Origin of the sequence: Campylobacter sp. CNRCH_2013_0671h, assembly GCF_025773055.1 — a bacterium.
Lineage (GTDB): Bacteria > Campylobacterota > Campylobacteria > Campylobacterales > Campylobacteraceae > Campylobacter_D > Campylobacter_D lari_D.
Window position 1 is genome coordinate 22,511 of record NZ_JAKMTG010000008.1, and the last position, 22,217, is coordinate 44,727.

At 28.8% G+C, this 22,217-nt stretch carries 16 protein-coding genes and 3 pseudogenes; 6 read left to right on the forward strand and 13 right to left on the reverse strand.

The window, feature by feature from the left end:
* Nucleotides 1-55: 55 nt before the first annotated feature.
* The 8 genes from L8X97_RS06470 to L8X97_RS06505 all read right to left on the reverse strand — a co-directional run bounded on the left by L8X97_RS06470 (nucleotide 56) and on the right by L8X97_RS06505 (nucleotide 5,642).
* Complete coding sequence (locus L8X97_RS06470; protein ID WP_263662909.1) at nucleotides 56-1,573, reverse strand: disulfide bond formation protein B; 1,518 nt, start codon at nucleotides 1,571-1,573, stop codon at nucleotides 56-58.
* Between the two features lie 10 nt (nucleotides 1,574-1,583).
* Nucleotides 1,584-1,751, reverse strand: coding sequence for a dihydroneopterin aldolase (locus L8X97_RS06475; protein ID WP_133319023.1), 168 nt, complete (start codon nucleotides 1,749-1,751; stop codon nucleotides 1,584-1,586).
* Between the two features lie 124 nt (nucleotides 1,752-1,875).
* The gene (locus tag L8X97_RS06480) at nucleotides 1,876-2,898 is read right to left on the reverse strand and encodes a ribonucleotide-diphosphate reductase subunit beta (protein WP_133319022.1); all 1,023 of its coding nucleotides are present in this window, start codon (nucleotides 2,896-2,898) and stop codon (nucleotides 1,876-1,878) included.
* A complete protein-coding gene (locus tag L8X97_RS06485; protein ID WP_133319021.1) occupies nucleotides 2,895-3,311 on the reverse strand; it encodes an RDD family protein in 417 nt (138 codons plus the stop codon). Before L8X97_RS06485 ends, L8X97_RS06480 begins: the two co-directional genes overlap by 4 nt.
* Nucleotides 3,311-3,919, reverse strand: a complete 609-nt coding sequence (gene pyrE / locus L8X97_RS06490; protein WP_133319020.1) for an orotate phosphoribosyltransferase — start codon at nucleotides 3,917-3,919, stop codon at nucleotides 3,311-3,313. The genes L8X97_RS06485 and pyrE overlap by 1 nt, the downstream gene beginning before the upstream one ends.
* Nucleotides 3,920-3,921: 2 nt before the next feature.
* Complete coding sequence (frr, locus tag L8X97_RS06495; RefSeq protein WP_039668941.1) at nucleotides 3,922-4,479, reverse strand: ribosome recycling factor; 558 nt, start codon at nucleotides 4,477-4,479, stop codon at nucleotides 3,922-3,924.
* A 14-nt stretch (nucleotides 4,480-4,493) separates the two neighbouring features.
* Nucleotides 4,494-4,838, reverse strand: coding sequence for a preprotein translocase subunit SecG (gene secG / locus L8X97_RS06500; protein WP_263662910.1), 345 nt, complete (start codon nucleotides 4,836-4,838; stop codon nucleotides 4,494-4,496).
* A gap of 102 nt (nucleotides 4,839-4,940) precedes the next feature.
* Nucleotides 4,941-5,642 carry a Bax inhibitor-1/YccA family protein gene (locus L8X97_RS06505; protein WP_039629164.1) on the reverse strand — a complete coding sequence of 234 codons (702 nt, stop codon included), beginning with the start codon at nucleotides 5,640-5,642 and terminating at the stop codon, nucleotides 4,941-4,943.
* A 160-nt stretch (nucleotides 5,643-5,802) separates the two neighbouring features.
* Between L8X97_RS06505 and L8X97_RS06510 the strand changes: the two genes are divergently transcribed.
* Both L8X97_RS06510 and L8X97_RS06515 read left to right on the forward strand, forming a co-directional pair.
* Nucleotides 5,803-6,441, forward strand: coding sequence for a carbonic anhydrase (locus L8X97_RS06510; RefSeq protein WP_133319017.1), 639 nt, complete (start codon nucleotides 5,803-5,805; stop codon nucleotides 6,439-6,441).
* Nucleotides 6,438-8,309, forward strand: coding sequence for a mechanosensitive ion channel family protein (locus tag L8X97_RS06515; RefSeq protein WP_133319016.1), 1,872 nt, complete (start codon nucleotides 6,438-6,440; stop codon nucleotides 8,307-8,309). Before L8X97_RS06510 ends, L8X97_RS06515 begins: the two co-directional genes overlap by 4 nt.
* On the opposite strand, the gene L8X97_RS06520 is transcribed toward L8X97_RS06515, so the two are convergent.
* Complete coding sequence (locus tag L8X97_RS06520) at nucleotides 8,306-8,620, reverse strand: hypothetical protein (RefSeq protein WP_220567077.1); 315 nt, start codon at nucleotides 8,618-8,620, stop codon at nucleotides 8,306-8,308. The two genes, L8X97_RS06515 and L8X97_RS06520, sit on opposite strands and share 4 nt — an antisense overlap.
* Before the next feature lie 31 nt (nucleotides 8,621-8,651).
* On the reverse strand, nucleotides 8,652-9,014 hold the full coding sequence (locus L8X97_RS06525; RefSeq protein ID WP_220567078.1) for a hypothetical protein: 363 nt from the start codon (nucleotides 9,012-9,014) through the stop codon (nucleotides 8,652-8,654).
* 100 nt (nucleotides 9,015-9,114) lie between these two features.
* Between L8X97_RS06525 and L8X97_RS06530 the strand changes: the two genes are divergently transcribed.
* On the forward strand, nucleotides 9,115-14,400 hold the full coding sequence (locus L8X97_RS06530; RefSeq protein ID WP_263662911.1) for an alpha-2-macroglobulin family protein: 5,286 nt from the start codon (nucleotides 9,115-9,117) through the stop codon (nucleotides 14,398-14,400).
* Nucleotides 14,397-16,601, forward strand: a complete 2,205-nt coding sequence (pbpC, locus tag L8X97_RS06535) for a penicillin-binding protein 1C (RefSeq protein ID WP_263659570.1) — start codon at nucleotides 14,397-14,399, stop codon at nucleotides 16,599-16,601. Before L8X97_RS06530 ends, pbpC begins: the two co-directional genes overlap by 4 nt.
* A gap of 16 nt (nucleotides 16,602-16,617) precedes the next feature.
* Here the strand turns inward: pbpC and L8X97_RS06540 are convergent.
* A pseudogene (locus L8X97_RS06540) lies at nucleotides 16,618-17,070 on the reverse strand (hypothetical protein); the annotation flags it as partial.
* Nucleotides 17,071-17,211: 141 nt separating this feature from the next.
* Between L8X97_RS06540 and L8X97_RS08435 the strand changes: the two are divergent.
* Nucleotides 17,212-17,835, forward strand: a pseudogene (locus L8X97_RS08435) (hypothetical protein); the annotation flags it as partial.
* A gap of 1,077 nt (nucleotides 17,836-18,912) precedes the next feature.
* A pseudogene (locus L8X97_RS08440) lies at nucleotides 18,913-19,293 on the forward strand (methyl-accepting chemotaxis protein); the annotation flags it as partial.
* A 25-nt stretch (nucleotides 19,294-19,318) separates the two neighbouring features.
* Here the strand turns inward: L8X97_RS08440 and L8X97_RS06550 are convergent.
* Both L8X97_RS06550 and dnaG read right to left on the reverse strand, forming a co-directional pair.
* The gene (locus tag L8X97_RS06550) at nucleotides 19,319-20,302 is read right to left on the reverse strand and encodes an MnmA/TRMU family protein (protein WP_133319009.1); all 984 of its coding nucleotides are present in this window, start codon (nucleotides 20,300-20,302) and stop codon (nucleotides 19,319-19,321) included.
* Nucleotides 20,303-20,367: 65 nt separating this feature from the next.
* Nucleotides 20,368-22,155, reverse strand: coding sequence for a DNA primase (gene dnaG, locus L8X97_RS06555; protein WP_263661618.1), 1,788 nt, complete (start codon nucleotides 22,153-22,155; stop codon nucleotides 20,368-20,370).
* Nucleotides 22,156-22,217: the final 62 nt, after the last annotated feature.

Sequence of the window (22,217 nt, forward strand, 5' to 3'; positions counted from 1 at the left end):
TTAAATTTTATTTATCTAGCTTTAAAGTCTTTAAGGCGTAAAAACGCCTTAAAGATTAATCAAGCGTATAAAGGATGTTTGATCCATCTTGATAAGATAAGATGTGTATTTTGCCATCTTTGAAGAATAAGCTTCTTGCGTTAGTTATATTTTCTGGATACGAAATAGTTTTTACAACTTCTTCTTTGTCTAGATCAATTACAGCAATAACATTATGCTTTTTACTTAATGCATAAATTTTACCATTTTTAAAAGCCATTGAAGTTATATAAAGATCGCCCAAAGTTTTTCCTTCTTTTAACTCAGCTTTAGGAGTAAATTCAGCTGAAAGAACTCTATCTGCTAAAGAAATTTTAGAAATTACAAAAGTTTTAGTATCCTTATTGTTTGGAACGGTAGCAAGATACATGTATTTTCCATCAGTAGTTGTGCTTAAAATATGATGGAATTTAGCTCTAACTGTGTCAATTCTACCACGACCAAGGTTTTCACCTTGTCCTTCAAAATTATTTGCCCCTCTAATAAAATCAGCATATTGTAAAGCTTCATCTGCATTAGGATTTTGAGCAAATCTTAAGAAAGTTTTATTAGAGCCCATTAAGATGTATTTGTTGTCCAAATAAGGAATAATTCCTATGATAGGATTAATTGTGGCTGAAAAATATGGGTCTAATAGAAAATCTGTTTTAGTGCTAAAATTATCATCTAGGAAAAATACTTCCCATTTTGAACTTGCGACATACTCTCCATTGATATAATCAAGTGTATTGATAGCTTTAGGAAAATCAATTTTTGTTTCATTTACGATTTTTAGATTATCATCGATATTTGCAAATGGAGCATTGCTGATATTATTATCAAATTCAATACCTAGTTTTTCATTAGCAGGAGCAAAAGCAAAATCAGGTTCTTTAACATCGCGTTTTCCTAAGAAAGAAATGCTTTTCCAACTTTTATTCCAGCCTGAATCATCCCAAATAATATATTTTGGATTTAAACTAAAACGAACTGGATCACCTTGTCCGCTATATGGGATAGGACCAGTGCTTACGAAAGCTTGGAAGACATTTGAAGCTACGATAAAAGCAACAATAACCATAGCAGCTAGGTTAAATTTAGTTAATTTTCTAAAACTAACTCCTTCCATTTCTTTTTCAAAGGAGCCAAATTTTGGAGCAAAAGCAAAAATTACACCAAGTAATAAAACTACAGCCCAAAATACTACTTCAGCCCAAAAATAAGTATGCAAACCAAAAATAGGCAAACCAAAACCTTGATCAAGATCACGATGTGCATGTCCGCTTATATGATTAAATGATTGCCATAAACCAAACGCAGTTGCAATTAAAAGAAAAGCTAAGAACTTACCTTTTATACCATAACGCACAATAAATAAAGCTGCAACACCAATGAAAATCATTGATTCTCTTTGGCCCCAACAAGAAGTACAAGGGCTATCACCTAGCATATAACCAAAAATCAAATTTGCAATTCCAACAGGCATTAAAATGATTAAAAAACCTGCCAAGCACATTAAAAAATAAAAAAATTTAGTTTTGTTAATATCACACATATTTGCCACCTTATAGATTCATTAGGCCTAAGATTGCGCCTGATTTGCGACCTAAATAGTCAAATACCATAATAGCCCATGAAATTACAAGTATAGAAAAAGCTAGTTTTTCTTTTTCAGGCTTAATTATCATGAGAACTATGGCAATAAAGACTAGCAAAAGTTCTAAAAACTCCATAATTACCCCTTTACTAATAAAATAAAATGGCGGATTTTACAATAATGAAATAAATAAAAATAAAATATTAAATAAAAAGAGAATTTTAGTTTAAAAAAATGTAAAATATGGGTAGTTTTGTGACTTAAAAGTCATCAAAACTCAAACTCCCTTTAGAATAGTTTGTAACCTTGCTTTCAAAGAAATTGCTTTTTTGATCATTAAATTTAGAAAAATCATCTACCCATTTAATAGGATGTTTTGCATTATAAATTTTATCAAGATTAATAGCTATTAGTCTTTGATCAACAAGATAGTGAATGTACTCTTCTATAATATCGTCTGTAAAACCCATGATTTGATTTTGAGTGATGTATTTACCCCATTTGATCTCAAGTTCACCTGCTTTTTTAAACATATCATAAATTTTGTTTATATTGATATCATTAAACAAATCAGGTCTTTCTTTACGCACAGAATTAATCATATTTTGAAATAATAATAAATGAGTAATTTCATCTCTTTGTATAAAGCGTATCATTTGTGCTGAACCTAGCATTTTTCCTGCACGCGCTAAAGCATAAATAGCAGTAAAACCACTATAAAAATACACTCCTTCTAGAATTTGATTTGCTACCATTGCAAGTAAAAGTTTATTATCATCTACTTCGCCAGCTAATTCTTCATAAATACTTGAAATGAAATCATTTTTTTCTCTTAAAGTCTCATCGTGTTTTTCCATTTCATAAATTAAGTCTGTATTTTCACAGATTGCTTCAACCATCACTGCATAAGATTTTGAGTGATTTGCTTCTTCATAAGCTTGTCTTGCTAAAACCGCATTGATTTCAGGTGCTGTGATATAAGGGTTGATATTATCAGCAAGATTGTTTGTTTGAAAACTATCCATTGAGATAAGTTGAGACCAAACTAGATCATACATTCTTTTTTCTGCTACGGTTAGATTGCAACGATAATCTAGTGCATCTTTTGTTGTATCTACTTCTTTTGGAAACCAAGTATTTGCTTCCATTAAATCCCAAAGTTTTAAAGCCCATGTGTATTTTGCTTTAGTAAAATTTAAAATACCATGTGGGTTGCCGTTAAATACTTTTCTATCATTTAAAGTTTCATTTGATTTTGGATTATAAATTCTTTTTCTATTCATTTTTCCACCTTTGTTACAATAGCGCTTTGGCTTAAAATATCATGCAAGGCTAAGGTATCCTTTCTTAAAAAGCTTACCAAAAAGCCAATCAACAAGCCAAAGCTTATAATGAAAATTACATAGCGTAGGATTATTCTAAAAAAATTAAGTTTGTGTCCATTTTTAATATCAATCAAGTATAAATCATAAGCTTTAAGTCCAGGACTTTGAGCTTTTTTTACTAAAAATAATGCTTGTAAAAATCCAAAAAGCAATGGGCACAAAAAAATTATAAGTTGATTGTTTAAAAAAGCTTCTTTAGAGCCAAGAGTAAAATAAAACAAATACAAAATGGGCACATAAAGCAAAAATAGATCAATCAAAAAGGCTTTAAATCTTAAAAAGCGAGTGGCTATTTTTGCTTTAGTTTTCATTAGTTACCACGACTACCAGGTTTGATAGCTTTAGTGCCTTTTTCACAAAGTGGGCAAGTATTTGCATCATAAATATCAAATTCAAAATTTCCTAGTGCAAAAAGTGGTAAATTTTGTGGTAATTTTGCATTTTCTTTTCTTGGATTGTTTAAATTTTTTACAGCACAAAAACCACGATTTGCTAAAGCTGCAAAACCTACTACTTCTCCACCTAAATTCTCGATGATTTTTGCACTCTCAAGTGCTGAGCCACCTGTTGTAATAATATCTTCACAAACGATAAATTTTTCACCTTTTTTTACTTCAAAACCGCGTCTAAGACTCATCACTCCTTCTACGCGTTCAGTAAAAATAAAGCGTTTGTTGCAAGCTCTAGCAAGTTCATAACCTGCTAAAATTCCACCCAAGGCAGGCGAGCAAATACTATCAAATTCAATATTAAAACTAGCAATAACTTTTGCAAGCTCATCACAAAGCTCACCTGCTAGTTTTGGATTTTCTAAAACTTTAGCACTTTGAAGGTAAAACTCAGAGTGTTTCCCTGAGCTAAGTAAAAAATGTCCTTGTAGGTATGCTCCACAATCTTTATAAATTTGTTCTAAGTTCATTTTTAAACCTTTAAAAGTTCCGCTTCTTTGTTTTTAACTAACTCATCTACTTTTGCTGTATAATTATCGGTTTGTTTTTGTACTTCATCATAAGCTTTTTTAGCTTCATCTTCTGAGATTGCTTTATCTTTTTCTAGTTTTTTTACCGCATCATTTGCATCTTTTCTAATATTTCTAATAGCAACTTTAGCCTTTTCACCCATAGCTTTAGCATTTTTAGCATTTTCTTCTCTTTGTTCTCTTGTCATAGGAGGAAAAAATAATTTAACACTTTCGCCATCATTGTTCGGATTTACTCCAATGTTTGCCGCAGCTATGGCACTTTCTATGGCTTTTAGCATTGATTTTTCCCAAGGAGTAATGCTAATAGTTGAAGCATCAGTTGCTAAAACTGTTGCTACTTGATTTAATGGAGTTGCACTACCATAATAATCTACATGAATATGATCAAGTATATTTATATTTACTTTGCCAGTTCTTATGGTAGTAAAATCTTTTTTTAAGGCCTCTAAGCTTTTGTCTGATTGTTGTTTTTGCTTGGTATAAATTTCATTTAGCATGGTATTTCCTTTTTTTATTTGCTAGTATTACTTTCGCTAATTGGAGTACTTGGTGCAACTGGAATGCTAGTTGTGTTTGTTTCAGGTGCCTTTGGTAAAATTTGTTCTGCTTTTTCAGCAAGTGAGTTAGAATTAGCATTATTATACATATAACTTAGAGCAATTGTATTAGCGATAAGTAAAACACCCATCACAAAAGTAAATTTAGCTAAAAACCCTGCAGGACCCTTTGCTCCAAACAAGCTTTCATTACTTCCGCTATATGCTCCAAGTCCTATGCTTGAGCTTTTTTGTAATAAAACAGCAATACAAATAATTACAACAATTGCAAATTGCAAAATAATTAAAAGAGTAGTCATGAATTTTCCTTATTGAAAATAAAATGAGTATTTTAACTTAAAAAGTTTGATAAAAACTTGAAAGAGGTAAAGAAAATTTGCGAGAATTTTTCTCGCAAATTTTTATCTGCTATTAAAGCTTCTTAAAATATTAAGAAGAGAGATGAAAAGATTGATAAAATCAAGATAAAGTGCAACTGCACCTTCGATTGGTGTTTCATAATTTCCTCTAATGATGTTTTGAGTATCATAAAGAATGTAAAAAGAAAATAAAATTGCACCAATACCAGAAATTGCTAAGCTTAAAAGTGAACTTTGAAAAAAGATATTAATTAAAGAAGCTACTACGATAACAATTAAAGCTATAAAAAGCATTTTTCCCATCATAGTAAAATCTCTTTTTGTATTCATAGCAAAAACGCTTAAAGCACCAAAAGCCACTGTTGTTAAAGCAAAAGCTTGAGCGATAATGCTAGCTCCTGCAGGAAGTGCTAAAACAGAATATAAAAGTGGTGTTAAAGTAAGTCCTGAAACAAAAGTAAAGGCAAAAAGTAAAACTAAATTAAGCGGAGCTTCTCTTTTTTTCCATTGTAATGCAAATAACAAGCCAATTTCTACGATAAATAAAATCCAAAAAGTTGCTTGAGATTGTGCAAATAAATGTGCTAAGGCAAAAATTCCTATGTAAGCACCTGCTGTTGCAGCTAATAATGAAGCAGCAAAAAGCTGATAAGTTTGTTTTATAAAAATGCTCAAATCACTTCTAGCATAACCTTCAAATTCTTGAGTTTTAGAGTTAGAATAATCTCTATCATAAAGACTCATTAAAATCCTCCAATAATTTTTAAAAATTAAAATTTACAAAAAAAAGATAAATAAAAGATTAAAATTGTATAAAAATATAACAAAAAATAAATTTATAGATTTGTTTTAAGTAAAAATAATTTAGTATAATGCTTTATTAAAATGCAAAAAAGGACTTTTTTTGAAAGACTTGATCGAGGGTGCTTTAAAATTTATGCAAGAAGATTTTAAAGAGCATGCAGAACTTTTTGAAAGTTTAAAAAATAAACAAAATCCCCACACACTTTTTATAGGATGTGCTGATTCAAGAGTTATACCAAATTTAATTACTAATACAGGTCCAGGAGAGCTTTTTGTTGTAAGAAATATAGGCAATATAGTTCCACCTTATAGAGTAGGAGATGATTTTTTGGCAACTACTTCAGCTATTGAGTATGCTTTTAGTTCTTTACATATAAAAAATATCATAGTTTGCGGACATAGTAATTGTGGTGGCTGTGCGGCTTTATATGCAAATGAAAATGAGCTAAAGAGTATGCCGAATGTGAGAAAATGGCTTACCTTGCTCGAGCCTATTAAAAATAAGGTTTTAAAAGTTGCAGGCAGTGATTTAGCCATGCGATCTTGGATGACTGAAAAAATGAACTTGGTTAATTCTTTGCAAAATTTATTAACCTATCCAGGTATAGAAGAAGCTTTAAATAAAAAAGAAATAGAACTTCATGCTTGGTATTACATCATAGAAACGGGTGAAATTTATGAGTATGATTTTAATTTTGAAAATTTTGTTTTAATACAAGAGAGGGTGAAAAAAGTATGAAAAAGATTGTTAATATTATTTTATTATTTTTATTTATTAGCACTTTGAATGCACAGGAAAAAAATGCTTTAGAAGATAAGAACAGTATTTTTGCTTTGGTACAAGATTATATAGAGCTTAATTTACTTTTGGAAAGTTTTAAAACCGGTGATACAAATAGCACCGAATTTCAAGATAATATCAAAGAAATAGAAAAACAAAAAACAGCTCTTTTGACTACTTTACCTTTAAAAATGGTATCTCAAAAGATTGATGATAAAGAAGCAAAAGATTTTTTAAAAACTAAGAATGCTTTACAAAAAAGTGTTGAAAATGCTCAAGCTAAAAAAAGATATTATGATTATGTGGATAATAAAATCAAACTTTTAAATTTAACCTCTGCAGAACATTTTTATCTTTGTATATTTGAATTAGAAAAAGTTTTTATAGAAGGTGCTCAAAGTCAAAAAATAAAAAAAATTATTGATGAAAGCATTGACTCATTAAAAGAAGATATAGTTTTTAATTTTGCTTTAGATAAAGAGAAAATTAATGATATTACTCAACTTAGAACTTTAGAGCTTAGTGAAAATAATTTAAGAAATACCATCAAGTCATATAATGAAATTTTGGTATATCTAAGAAATAATGCAAATTTGCTTGAAACTAATTTTTTATTTACGGGCTTGGGCTTGCAAAATGCCATTAATTATATTAATAAACAAACCTCTATTAGTAGTGTAAATGTTGGAAAAATAGTTATTTCTATTATTGTCATTGTTTTGTTTTATTCTTTGAAATTTTATCTTGCAAAAATTTTGTATTTTGTATTGATACATTTATTTGGAAAAAATTCAGAAAATGTAGAAATAAAAACTCACTTTTTAGAAAAGCTCCAAGGACCAGTGGGTTGGTTTTTGTTTGCTTATGCTATTGGAATTTGTTTTACTATTTTTTACTATCCTGCACCTGTAGATATAAGAATTAGTAATATTTTATCAATTGTTTATGTTATTTTAACTGCTTGGCTTGTGATAAATATTTTTGATAGTTATGGTATGGTAATTGTGGCAAAGCTTGCTGAAAAAAGTGGCAAACGCGAAGTGGTTAATTTAATTATTAAAATTTTATATTTTATTATTATAGTAATAGCTGTTTTATTTGTTTTATCACATTTAGGATTTAATATTTCAGCATTGATTGCATCTTTAGGTATTGGTGGTTTGGCTGTGGCATTGGCAGCTAAGGATATTATTGCAAATTTCTTTGCTTCTGTGCTTTTGCTTTTTGATAACAGCTTTAATCAAGGCGATTGGGTTGAAATTTCAGGTATAGAAGGAACTATAGTAGAAATTGGGCTTAGAAAAACTACTATTAGAACTTTTGATAATTCTTTGGTATTTTTACCAAATTCAACTATTATGGGAACTAATATAAAAAATTGGAGTAAAAGAAAAATAGGACGCCATGTAAAATTATTTATAGGTGTAACTTATGATGCAAGACCTGAACAACTTGAGCAATGTGTAGAAGATATAAGATATTTATTAGCTACTAGTCCTTTGATAGCTCAAGTTGATGATAGTGCGCTAAATCATGGTGGAACCCGCGCTAGATATAGACAAAATTTAGTTTCAGTGAATGATTTAGAAGGATATAAAAATAATACTTATGTGGCTGTGAGTGGCTTTAGCGCAAGTTCTATTGATATAGAAGTATATTTTTATACTAAAGCAGTTGATGCTGCAGGTTTTAGAGAAGCAAGACAAAGTATTTTACTTGAATTAATGAAGATTGTCGAAAGAAATAAACTAAGTTTTGCATTTCCTTCACAAAGTCTTTATATAGAAAAAATCAATAAAGACGATAAAGAAGAGTTATTATCTTAATAAGCTCTTCTTTGATCATCACACTCTACTATAATTTTTTCAGCAATGATAATGCTTCCATTTTTACTGCCTTTAACTTTAACAAGACTTCCTTTTTTTAGATCTTGCACATTGGCTTGTTTTTTATTGCTACCAAAAATTCCGCAGTTATAAATATCTATATGTGTTTGGGGTAAAATGGTAATAATTAAGTTATTATCAAAACTTGTTTGAATACTTATTGTATGTGTAGTAGTGTTTTTTAAAATACCTTGAATTTTATAAGCAAATGCAAAAGTGCTAATGCAAATTAATACAAGAAAAAAACGCATCAAAATAACTCCTTTTTAGGAGTTATTTTGCTTAATAAGCTCTTTTTTTGCATTCTATTTTAATTTCTTTAGCGGTTATATTTTGAACTTGATTTGGCGTTTGTGGATTTGGTGTTGTTTGAGTATAGCCATGGAAAACTTCAGCTTCTATAAAAGTTCCTACTTTTAAATCTCTAAAAGTGCCATATTTATCCATACCAAAAATACCACAATCATCCATGTCAATTTCTGTATTTGGTAGAATTTTTATATTCATTTTTTCTCCATAGGTGGTATCGATTAAAATAGTTTTTGCACCATCATTTACATCTACTATAACACCATAAATTCCATCTGCATAAGCAAGACTTGAAAGACTTAAAGTTGTTAATAATGCAGCGATTTTCTTTTTCATTTTTTCTCCTTTATTTTTATGTAAGAATTATATAATTTTTTGAGTGAAGCAAGAGTGAATTTAGATATAATTTGAAAAATTTACCAAAAAGAGGATACCCATGAAAGGATTTTTACATTATTTTTTTATTTTTTTGCTTGCAAGCTTGTTGTTTGCATGTTCTAAAAATGAAGATAAGAATTCTATTATAAGATCTTATGGTTTTAATGAAAATACGCATAGTATTTTTATAGAATTTAATACCAATATCATTACAGAAAACATAGGTGTTGTAAAAGAAAGAGAAATTGTTATTAATAATCAAAAAATAAAAGCAAAGTATGAACTTGAAACTTCCACAAGATTAAACATATACACTTCTTTAAAAGCAAATCAAAATTATGATATTTTTATAGACTTAAATGATATTGTAGCTGATGAAAAAGTACAATTAAAAGTAAAAACTCCTTTTGAAAAACTAGATGTCAAAGGATATTTTCAAAATATATCAAATGATGAGAGTGTGTTGATTTTAAATGTTCAAAGTTTTTATGCTTTTGATAAAGATGAGTTGTTAAAAGCTGTAAAAATTAATGCACAAGAAAAAGAAATTCAAATAGATAGAATTATCATCCAAGATGATATAGCAAGTGTGTATTCTAAGCCATTAAAAATTAAAAATACAAACACTAATATAAAAGTAGTTTTTGATAAAGAAATTTTAGGTTTAGAGAAAAATATAGATTTAGAATATATTTTACTTGCAAAGAACGAATTTGTATTTCAAAATGCAAATATAATCAATAAAAACATAGAATTACTTTTTTCTCAAAGTATTTCGCAAGATCAAAATTTAAAAGAGTTGATTTTTATTACACCCAAAGTAGATTTTAAAGCATTGGTATTTGGGAATAAAATCAAGCTCATAGGAAATTTTACTCCAAATAAAACTTATGAAATTCAACTTGCTCAAGGGATTAAAAGCGCTGATGGAATTAGTACAAAAGAAAGCTATAAAACTCAAGTGAGCTTAAAAGACTATGAGCCTGCTATAAGTTTTACAAATCAAGGGGTATTTTTATCTAGCAAAGCGAGTAAAAAAATAGCTTTTAAAAGTTTAAATATTAAAAAGATCCATTTAGAAGTTCATCAGGTATTTTCAAATAATTTAAGTGAATATTTAAGATATAAAAATCTTCAAGGTGCTAAAAATTTAAGTGATTATGATAGTGATATTTTTTCAGAGAGTGATTATACTAGTGAAGTAGTATTAAAAAAAGACTTTGATATTAAAAATGTTAAAAATCAATGGCAAGAAAATGAGATAGCTTTAGATGGTTTAAAAGATTTAAGTGGTGTGTTTATAGTTAAGCTTTATTTTAAAGAAGAAGATATTGATTATGTTTTTGATGAGGGTATGGAGAGTTGGAAAAAACAAAGATTTTTTGATCAAAAAGCAAAGATTAGTAAAAATTTGATTTTTTCAGATATAGCTTTAATTGCTCAAAATTTAAATAAAAAACTTTTTGTCGATGTAAGAGATTTTACCACACAAAAGGCTTTAGGTGGGGTTAGGGTTGATATAATTAGCAAAAGCAATCAAATTTTAGCTTCTAAGACAAGCGATGATAATGGTTTGGCTGTTTTTGATGATATTGATGAGTCAAGAGCTTTATTTATCATTGCTTCAAAAGATAAGCAAGCTTCTATTTTACGCTTAAGTTCGCCTTTGTTATATGATGGTTTTGATGTAGATGGTTTAGAGCAAAATTCTCAAAACAAAGTGTTTATTTACACAGAAAGAGGGGTTTATAGACCAGGTGATGATATACATTTAACTATGGTTGCAAGAAATGATAAAGGAGCTGTTAATCACCCTATATTTTTGAGTTTTTTTGATCCACGCAATAAAAAGTTTTTAGATAAAATTAAACTTGATCCTTTGAGTAATGGAACTTTTTATAAAAAGATTTCACTTGATCAACAAGCTTTAAGTGGAGTGTATTTAGCTAGAGTAGAATTTGCAAATGCTATTTTTGATAAAGAAATTTTAGTGCAAAATATAGTGCCAAATCGTATAAAAGTATCTATACAAGCTCCAAAAAGTATAAAAGAAAATGAAAAATTAGATTTTAATATTAGCTCAAAATATCTTTTTGGAACACCAGCAAGTAATTTACAATATCAAGCTGATTTATTTGTAAGTAAAAAAGAATATAAAAATTCAAAATATCCAGAATATATTTTTTCAAATCCTAGTGTTTTAGTGCAAAAATATCAAGATAATTTAAAAGGCATTTTAGATGAAAGTGGCTTTGTAAAGCAAGAATTTGCTTTAAAAGATTTTTTTAAAAATACTCCATATAATCTTGAAGCTAACATAAGGGCTAGGGTTTTTGAAAAAGGTTCAAGATCAGTTGAAGCGCTTGTGAATTCACAAGTGATATTACATGAGTATTTTGTGGGTATTAAGCGTTTGAAAAATCACTATTTAAGCTCGGGTTCTACAATTAATTTTGAAGCTATTGTGAGTGATTTAGATGAGAATTTGATAGCAAATAGGGAGATTAAATATACTATTTATGCAAATGATTATTCTTGGTGGTGGGATTATGATAATTATGATGATTTTTTAAAATCACTCAAAAAAGATAAAAACACACAAATCATTACCCAAGGAACTATTTTAAGTAAGGATAAACCGGTTAAAATAGAATTTGATCCCAAAGAATACCATGGTGAAATGTTTATAGAGCTTGAAGATACACAAAGTAAAACAAGCACAGGAGAGTTTTTTTATATTAGTAGTTTTGGTGCGCCAAGTAATGCTGATATAGTGAGTTCTTTAAAAATAAAAAGCGATAAAAAAGAATACAAACCAAACGAAACAGCTTTTATTGAATTTGAAAGTGTTAAGGGTGCAAAAGCCATCGTTACTTTAAATGATAATGTAAAGGTTTTAAAACGCTTTGTGATAGATACGCATGAAGATATTACAAAGGTTGAAATTCCTATTCTTAAAGAATATAAGCCAAATGTGTATGTGAGTGTGATTTTGCTTCAAGATTATAATCAATACACTAACGATAGAGCCTTAAGACTTTTTGGTGTAGTGCCTTTGAATGTAGTAGATGAACAAAGTAAAATCGAGCTTGATTTAAAAGTACCGGATAAAATCATGCCAAAACAAGATTTTGAAGTAGAAATTCAAAGTAAAAACAAGCAAAGTTATACTTATACCATAGCTATTGTAGATGAGGGTTTGCTTGATGTGAATGCTTTTAAAACTCCAGATATTTGGGGATATTTTTATCAAAAAATTCGCTTTAACATGAGCATATATGATACCTATGATAAAATCATTGCTAAAAATATTTCTAATGCTTCCAAAGTATTAACTACAGGCGGTGATGTTTTCTTAGAAAGTAGGGTAAATAAAAGTAAAAACGATGAAAAAGCAAGACGATTTAAACCTGTTGTGTTGTTTCAAGAGCCAGTACAAAGTGATGAAAATGGTTATGCAAAATTAAAATTTAATATGCCTTCGTATCTAGGTTCGGTTAGAGTTATGGTAGTGGCGAACAACTTAGCAGGTTTTGGCAGTGCTTCTAAAGATATCCAAGTTAGCGCACCTGCTGTAATGCTTGAAACTTTGCCAAGGGTTTTAAGACTTGATGATGAGTTTAAGCTTTTGGTGCAGGTATTTAAAGTAGATGATGATGTAAAAAATGCAAAACTTAAACTAAAAACAAAAAATTCACTCATAAATTTTGAAAAAGATGAAATTTTAATTGATTTTGGTAATGAAAAAACAAAAGATATTTATATTAACACAAGAGTAAATTCAAGCAAGCTTGGGGTGGAAGAAATAGAGTTAAGTTTAAATGCAAAAGATTACACCTATACTCAAAATACTCAAATTGACATAAAAGCACTAAATACGATTACTTATGAGGGAAAATCTTTTAAAATTCCTGCAAATACTTCTATGGAGTTTAAAATCACACAAGATTATATCAACCCAGTGGCGTTTTTAAGTGTGAGTTCTAAGCCTATTTTAAATATAAATCATAGATTAAAATACTTGCAAAATTATCCTTATGGATGTATAGAGCAAAGTACTTCAGCAGTTTTACCGCAACTCTTTTTGCAAAAACTTGATCAAGGAGCAAATGAACAAAAAAATATTAACAATATCAATGCATTGTTAAGTAAATACGCAAATTTTCAAACTGCCAATGGTGGCTTTGCTTATTGGCAAGGACTTAAAGATTCTGATGCATGGGGAAGTAATTATGCGGGTATGTTTATGATTTTAGCCAAAGAAAGAGGCTATTATGTGAGCGAGGGAATGTTTAAAGCATGGCTTGATTATCAAAAACACTATGTTTTAAAAGCTCAAACAAATAAAGAAATTAGAATAAATTCTTTATATCTTTTAGCTTTAGCCAAAGAGCCAAATTTAAGCATAATGAATGCTATTTATGAAGATAGTACTTATTTGCAAAGCTTAAACAATGTAAGTCTTTGGCAACTTAGTGCAGCTTATAAATTAGCAGGTTTTGATGAGGTAGCTTTAAATATAGCTAAAAATTTAAGCACAAAGCCTGATGAAAAAGCTAATTATACTCATACTTATGGATCTTTTCTAAGAGATGAAGCTATTATTGCAAATGCGTATAAAATAATTTATGGTAAAAATAATGATGAATTATTAGATGATATTAAAAAAACTTTAGAAAGCCAAGCTTGGCTTAGCACTCAAAGCACAGGCTATGCTTTATATGCTTTGGCAAATAGCTTTAGTGATGAAAATCCTAAAACTATCAATGCAAGTGTAAAAATTAATGGTGAGAGTAAAAAGCTCAATGCAAGTTTTTCTAAATTTGAGTTTAATCAAGGCAGCGCTTTGATAGAAGCTAAAGAAGATACTTATGTGCATTTTGGAGTAGAGGGAATTAAAAAAGGTATTGTCGAACCTTTTGCGCAGCGTATGTATATAGAAAGAAGTTTTTATGATGAAAATGGAAATGAAATAGATGAAAGTGCTATAAAAAGCTCTCAAATTTTTTATATGAAATTAAAAATATCAAATAAAAATTATCCGGGCACTTCTAATATAGCTTTAACTCAAATTTTACCAAGTGGATGGGAGATAGTGCATGATCTTTTAGATGATGAAACTCCTGATTTTGTGAAAAATTCTTATTATGATTTTGTAGATATAAGAGATGATAAAATCATGTATTTCTTTCCTTTATACTCTGATGAGTCAAGAGAATTTTTTGTGAAATTAAGTGCTGTTACTCCAGGTGTTTATACTTTGAGTGGAGCTTATGCTGAAGCAATGTATGATAATACTTATAGAGCTTTAAGTGAGAGTAAAAGAGTTAAAGTAGTGCAGTGAAAATCAAAATAAGCCTTGCAATATGCTTTTTAAGCCTATGTTTTTACATAGGCTTAATTTATTTTAGCTTTGATAGTAAGGATTTATTTAAATGCACTTATAGTAAGGTTTTATTTGATAAAAATAAAGAAATTCTTAGTGTATTTTTAGATTCTAACGAACAATGGCATTTAGAGAGTGAGTTTATACCGCAAAAATTAAAAAGTGCAGTTCTTTTATATGAAGATAAAAATTTTTATTCTCATTATGGAGTAGATTTTTTAGCGATTATAAGGGCTTTTAAAAATAATATTTTTTCAAGTAAAAGAAGTGGTGCAAGTACAATTTCTATGCAAACAATCAAACTTCTAGAGCAAAACAAACGCACATATTTTAATAAATTTAATGAAATCATCAAAGCTTTTGCTTTAGAAAATGCTTATGATAAGGAAGAAATTTTAAGACTTTATTTAAATAATGCTCCTTATGGAGGAAATTTAGTAGGTGTTGCAAGTGCTGGTTTATTTTATTTTGAAAAAGATTTAAAAGATCTTACTTGGAGTGAAGCAGCCTTGCTTGCTGTGCTTCCTAATAATCCAGGTTTAATTAATCTTGAAAAAAACAAAGATAGACTTTTAAAAAAACGCAATGCTTTGCTTGATAGGCTTTTTGAAAAGGGATATTTTTCTAAAGATATTTTAACTCTTGCAAAGGCTGAAAAACTTCCTAGCTTTAAAACAAGGAAAAACTTGGCTCCACATTTAGCGCGTAGGCTTTTAGCGGATAAAGAAAAAATCGTTTCTAGTATAGATAAAAAAATTCAAATCAAATTTGAAGAAAAAGCTAAAGAATATTCTTATAAACTACAACAAAAAGGCATAAAAAATCTAGCTATATTGTTAGCAGATACCAAAACAAATAAAGTTTTAGCTTATGTAGGCTCTAATGATTTTTATGATTTTGCAAGTTTTGGTCAAGTTGATGGGGTGATAGCAAAGCGTAGTGTGGGTTCAACCTTAAAACCTTTGCTTTTTGCTTTTGCCATAGATGAGGGACTTATAGTGCCTGAATCTTTAATGCTTGATGTGCCTACATTTTTTTCTAACTTTGCTCCACAAAATGCAAATAAAAAATACCATGGTTTTATTAGTGCAAAAGAATCTTTGCAAAAATCACTTAATGTTCCTTTTGTAAGCTTACTTGCAGAATATGGGTATGAGAAGTTTTTTTATAAACTCAAAGATATTTTAGATTTTGAAGATGAAAATTTTAAAAAATACGGACTTTCTTTGATTTTGGGCACAAAAGAATTTAGTTTAGAAGATATGGTAAAAATCTATCTAGGACTTGGAAATTATGGAAATTTTAAAGAGCTTTTATATGAAGAAAATGCATTTACTGAAGAAAATAAAAAGCTTATTAGTGATGGAGCAAGCTTTTTAACCTTACAAACCTTAAAGGATTTAGATAGAGCAGGTTTAAGACAATATGATTTTAATACTATTATTTCTTGGAAAACAGGCACAAGTTATGGTAGAAAAGATGCCTGGGCTATAGGAACTTCTCCAAAATACACTTTAGGAGTGTGGGTTGGAAATTTTAATGGCGAGGCAAATGCAAATTTATATGGTGTAAGCATAGCAGGGGAATTGTTTTTTGAACTTTTATCCTTACTTGAGAGAGTTAATTTAGAATTTGAAAAGCCTAATGATTTAGTTTCTATCAAAATTGAAAATCAAACAGGATATAGATATGATTATAAATTTGACTTTAAAGAAGTGCTTTACCCGCAAAGTGCAAATGTCTTAAGAACTTCACCATTTCTAAAAGAAGTTTTTATGTATAAAAATAAAGAAGTTGATTCTTTAGATGAAAATTTCATCCATGCAAAGAAAAAGATTATATTAAATTTACCTTCCAATGCACAAGCATTTTTTGCAAAAGAAAAGCAAAATTTACAAAGCTCTAATCAAAATTTAAAAATCATATATCCACTAAATAATCTTAATATCATTTTGCCAAAAGATTTAAAAAATAAGCAAAAATTGTTAATTAAACTTATAAACCCTAAAAAAGAAAAACTTTTTTGGTATTTAAATCAAGAATTGATTTTTGAAGGAAAAGAAGAAAGTTTATCTTTGGATTTAAAAAAAGGTAAATATGTTATTAATGTTATTAGTGAAAATGGCTCTAATGATTTTATAAAATTTAATATATTTTAATATTATAAAAATATTTTTAAACTTTAATATCTATAATTTTTGGAGTGATATTTTGAGAAAGAAATTGATTAAATTCTTTCACATCATCATTAAATTTCATACCAAAAAGAATTTCTAATTCTTCTCTTGTGCTAAATTTATTTTTTAAAAGCTTTGTATAAGTTCATTTTTTTGCATTATCATCTTTGTAGGTTTCTTTATTTTTACTTTCACCTTGTATAGGTTTGAAAGATTTTTCTTTGTCTTTTTCTAAAGTTTCCTGAGGTTCATTAATCTTTTTACTAAAATCAACAAAGTATGTATTTTGAAGCCCAAGGTATTTTTCTTTAAACTCATCTATGCTTTTGCTTGTGTGAAAAATTTTAACATAAGCTTCATCATAATCTATTCCATTTACGCTCAGCCAACGAGGTGATTTGGCATTTTCATTCATCCATTTAAATAAATCTTCAACTTCTTTTCTTTGTAAAAACTACTCAATTCTTTAGCTTTAACTTGATAATTTTTATTGTTTATAAAATATTTAATATTTTAATAAATTTTAATTTTTATTTAATGAAAAGTTTTTATAATTATAAAAATTTATAATTTATTAACTAAAGGAGAAAAAATGCGTAATTGGAGTCTTGGTGCTAAAATAGTTGCAATAGCTATTATAACGGTTGTTTTAATCTTAAGTATTTTATCTTTTTTGATTATAAACAGATCCACAGCTATTTTAAATACACAAATAGAAAATACACTCACAGCTTCTGTGCATCGTTATGGAAATCAAGCTGAAGCGAGCATTAGGTCTTTATTCGTCAGTACTATTGGTACACAAAGAACTTTAAACAATCTTATTTCAGAAGGTGCTATAAACCCAAAAAGGATAGAAAATATCCTCGGAGAAGCCATTGATGCAAATGGAGATATAGCTTATGGTTATTATTATTTAAAAGACGGAACTGCATATAAAAATTTGGGTGTTGATGTAAAATATTTTTCAAATAATAATGAATTTATGGTGTTAATGAGAGATGTAGATATTAACAATGCTGGCGGTATGCAAACTTTAGCAGCAAGTGAAGAGATTGCTAAAACGAATGCTATAAAAAATTTGATGGGGGGGGGTAAGTTATATTTTGGAGAACCAAGATGGTATAACATACATGGAAATAAATTTCTAGGTGTTCATGTAGCTGCACCTATTGCAGATAAAAAAGGAAAGGCTATAGGTGTTGTTGGTATGCTTTTTGATCTTAAACCTACGGCTGATTTTTTAAATGATTCTTCAAGATCTATTTATCAAGGAGCAAGAAGGATTTTAATAGCAAGTAATGGTGTTATAGCTACGCATCCAAATGCTGAATTTGTTACAAAAAAGATTACAGAGGTTAATAAAAATACAGCTCATATAATAGAAGCACAAAAAACTATCCATGCAGGAGCTATTGATTATAAAGCAGATGATGGTAGTGAATATCATGGTGCTATAAGAGTATTTGAAATATGGCCAAATACGGGAATTTATTGGGCTATGTTGGCTATTGTCCCAAATGAATCTGTATATGCTTCTATTGTGGATTTAAGAAATATTATTTTGATTAATTCTATTATAGCGATAATTGTTATAGTAGTTGTGATTGGTACTTCAGTAAAAAGAATAGTTTCTATAAGAGTACAAAGACTTCAAGATCATTTAATGAAATTTTTTAGATACTTAAATCATGAGCTTCCAACCGTTGAGGTTTTAATTCCTAGATATAATGATGAACTTGGAAAAATGGCATTAATGATTAATGATAATGTTCAATATATACATACTTGTTTAGAAAAAGATGACATAACTGTGCAAAATATCTTAGAAGTATCTTGTGATATAGAAAAAGGACATTTTACTCAAAGAATAAAAGCAAATCCTGTTAATCCAAAACTTGTGGAATTAAAAGAAGTATTAAATAAAATGCTTGATGATATGCAAATGAAAATTGGTAAAGATTTAAATGAAATAGAAAGAGTTTTTAAAAGTTTTAAAAATCTTGATTTTTCAGATAAACTTGAGTATGCTGATGGTGAGATAGAAAAATCGCTTAATGCAGTCGGAGAAGAAATAAGAAAAATGCTTCAAGCTTCATTAAAACAAGGGGAAATGCTTCAAACTAAAGCTGATGCTTTAAAAGAGAGTGTTTTAAAGCTTAATGATGGCGCGCAAAAACAAGCTGATTCTTTACAAGAAAGCGCAGCTGCTGTTGAAGAAATGAGTGCTTCTATGAACGCAGTAGCAGCAAGAACTGAAGAGGTTATTAAACAAAGTAGCGATATTAAAGATGTAACTGATGTTATTAGAGATATTGCTGATCAAATTAACCTACTTGCATTAAATGCTGCTATTGAAGCAGCTCGTGCAGGAGAACATGGTCGTGGCTTTGCTGTTGTTGCTGATGAAGTTAGAAATCTAGCAGAAAGAACTCAAAAGTCTTTAGGTGAGATTGAAGCTAATACTAATATCTTAGTTCAATCTATTAATGAAATGGGTGAGAGTATTAAAGAACAAGCTTTAGGAATTTCACAAATTAATCAATCTGTTTCAGTAATAGATGGTTTAACTAAAGAAAACTCACAAATTGCACATGCAACTAATTCTGTAGCAAATGAAGTTGATTCTATGTCGGCTGATATTGTAGCAGAAGTTAGAAGAAAGAAATTCTAAAAAAACTACCCTTTTTAAGGGTAGTTTAATTTATAAAATACTCTTGAATTTTATTTTTATCTTCAAAAGCCATACTTTGGAAAATTTTATCTTTAAAACCTATTTTGTATTTTGTATTATTTTGAGTTTTAGCATAAGTTAGTGCTATGCTTAGAGCAAGTTCAAGATCTTGCGGATTGATATTTTCATCTACCAAAGAATAAGCACCGATTAAATCAAAGAGTTTTAATTCTTCATATTTTTGAGTTTTTAATTCTTTTAAAAATTGATTTTCTAGCTCATTTCTACCTACTATCATTTTAGAGCCATTTGGAAGTCTTAAGTGGCGTCCATATTTTAAAAGTTGTGCATCATTAACTTGCATATTTTTATCAAATTTAATAAAATCTTTGATTTTATTTGAAAAACTCTCAAGTGTGAGTAAACATCCACCACCCGGACTTTCAAAATCTTCAAAACCAAATTTGGCAGCTAGTTCAAGTTGTCTTTTTCTACTTCTTCCGCTGATGTTTTCTAACTTTTCTCTATCAACCCAACCTTCACGCTCAGGTTTGGTTAAAGGTAAATTTTTAGCACACATTGGACGCAAGATTAAATCTTCTTCATCAAGTGCTAGTTTTTTAACCTTAGCCATAGCATCATTTCTTTGACTCATAGGGCGTTGACCAACTACTTCTCCTGTGATGATAAAACTTGCGTTTTCATCTTTTAACATAGAAAGAGCGGTTTTAAACATAAAAGCATGACAATCTATACAAGGGTTAAAATGTTTTCCATAACCATATTGAGGATTAAATAAAACTTCTTGCAAATATGCATTTCTTACATCTATCATTTCAAAACTAGCCCCTGCCATAGCAGCGCGTTTTGCCATGAGTTCGCTTTTATCGCTTGTGCTACCAAAGCCTATATTGATATTTAAAGCTTTTACCTCTATGCCTTGAGAGCTTATAAGTTTTATAGCAAGCATAGAATCAAGACCACCACTAAAAAGTGCTAATGCTTTCATTTTTTCCTTTCGAAATTTTTGGCATATTGTAGTGAATATTTTTTAATTTTTATGTAAGTTTTTATTTAAAAAACTTCTTCTTCAAAGTTATAATGAATTGCTTTTTTATCTTTTATATTTTTTTGTAATCTACTTAAAAATAATTCTAAACTTCCCTCATCATCTAAAAATTGGACATTTTTTAAAACTTCCATTAAATGATTAAAAAAATTTTCATCATTTTGATAGTTTTTTTTGATTTTTTCTAAATTTTGATTGAGCAAATTATAAATTTGCTTTTTAAAGGCTTGTTTTAAATTTAAGTTTTTTAATTTGTTAAAATGAGCAAAATTAATTTTGCAAATAGCATATAAAAATTCTTCTAAATTGTTTAAAATTTTAATATTTTCGATCTCATAAAGTTCTCTTATGCTAGGATCATTAAAGTCTTTTTGTTCTAAAATAGCCTTAGCAATATCTTGATGTAAGAAATATTCTTTTGCACTTAAAAGTTTAAAAAGTCCTATGGCTTTTTGATTTTCATATAAAAATTTCAAAAGCTCCAACTCGCTTATGTTGTTGATTTTATTTTGTTTTGTAGGAGTAAAAAAATTTATATTTTGTCTAGTATTTTTAGAAAGTTTTATATCATTAACATTTACACCCAAAAGATTTGCTACTAAGGTAGTGTAGGAATTTGCTATTAAAGGTTCAAGGTTAAAAGTGTATTTTTGTACCTCTTCTAAAGCCTTTTGCTTACTAAGTGCTGAGCTTAAATCAAAATTTGTGATCAAATTTCTTATATAAAATTCTCCAAGTTCTATACCTTTTTCTAAAATATTAAAAAGCAATTTTTCTTGATGAGCGGCCACTAGTTCAGCCGGATCTTTCCCGCCTTCTATTAAAACTACTTTTCCATCAATTTTTGCTAAACTTAGTAAATGTGCTGAACGCACGGCAGCATTAAGTCCTGCATTATCATTATCAAAGCACAAAATCACTCTCGCCTCTAATCTTTTTATCAAAGGTATGTGATTTTCACCTAAAGCTGTTCCTAAAACTGCTACAGCATTTTTAAATCCTGCCTTATGAAAGGCTATGGCGTCCATATAGCCTTCACAAATTATCATTTCTTTTTGTTTGTAAATGGTATCTTTTGCTAAATTGAGTGCATAAAAAACGCGTGATTTATCAAAAAGTTTGCTTTGAGGTGAATTAACATATTTTGCCATATTTGCTTCATCTAAAGTTCTACCACCAAAGCCTATGAGTAAATTTTTATGATCATAAATACTAAAAGTAATGCGGTTGATAAAACTTGCATAAGCACCATTTTCATTTTGTTTTATTGCGCCAACCTCTAAGGCTTCTTCTTGAGTGATTTGCTCATTTTGTAAAAGTCTTAGTGTTTCATTAGAACTTGGTGCAAAGCCTAGCTCAAAGGTTCTAATATCCTCATCATTTAAACCTCTTTTATAAAGATAAGTTAAAGCTTCTTTGTTTTTAGCTAAGTTTTGCTTATAAAAAGCATTAAGAGTAGGTAAGATGTGAGTGATAGATTTTTTATTATCCTGTTTTTGTGAGGTGTAAGTAAGTGAAAAATTACTCCACGAAGCAACCTTTTCTACCGCTTCAACAAAGTTTAATTTCTCATAATCCATTACAAATTTAAAAACATTGCCCCCAGCTTTACATGCAAAACAATGATAAAATCCTTTAATAGAATTAATATGCATGCTAGGATTTTTATCATCATGGAAAGGACAAACGCATACATAGCCTGAACCTTGTTTTTTTACTTCAACATAATGAGCTATAATATCAACAATATCTGTTTTTTGTAAAAGTTGTTCTATACTTGCTTGTTCTATCATATTTAAACCTTAAAGAAAATTATATAAGCATTTAGCTATAATTGTTATAAATTTGAAAGTTA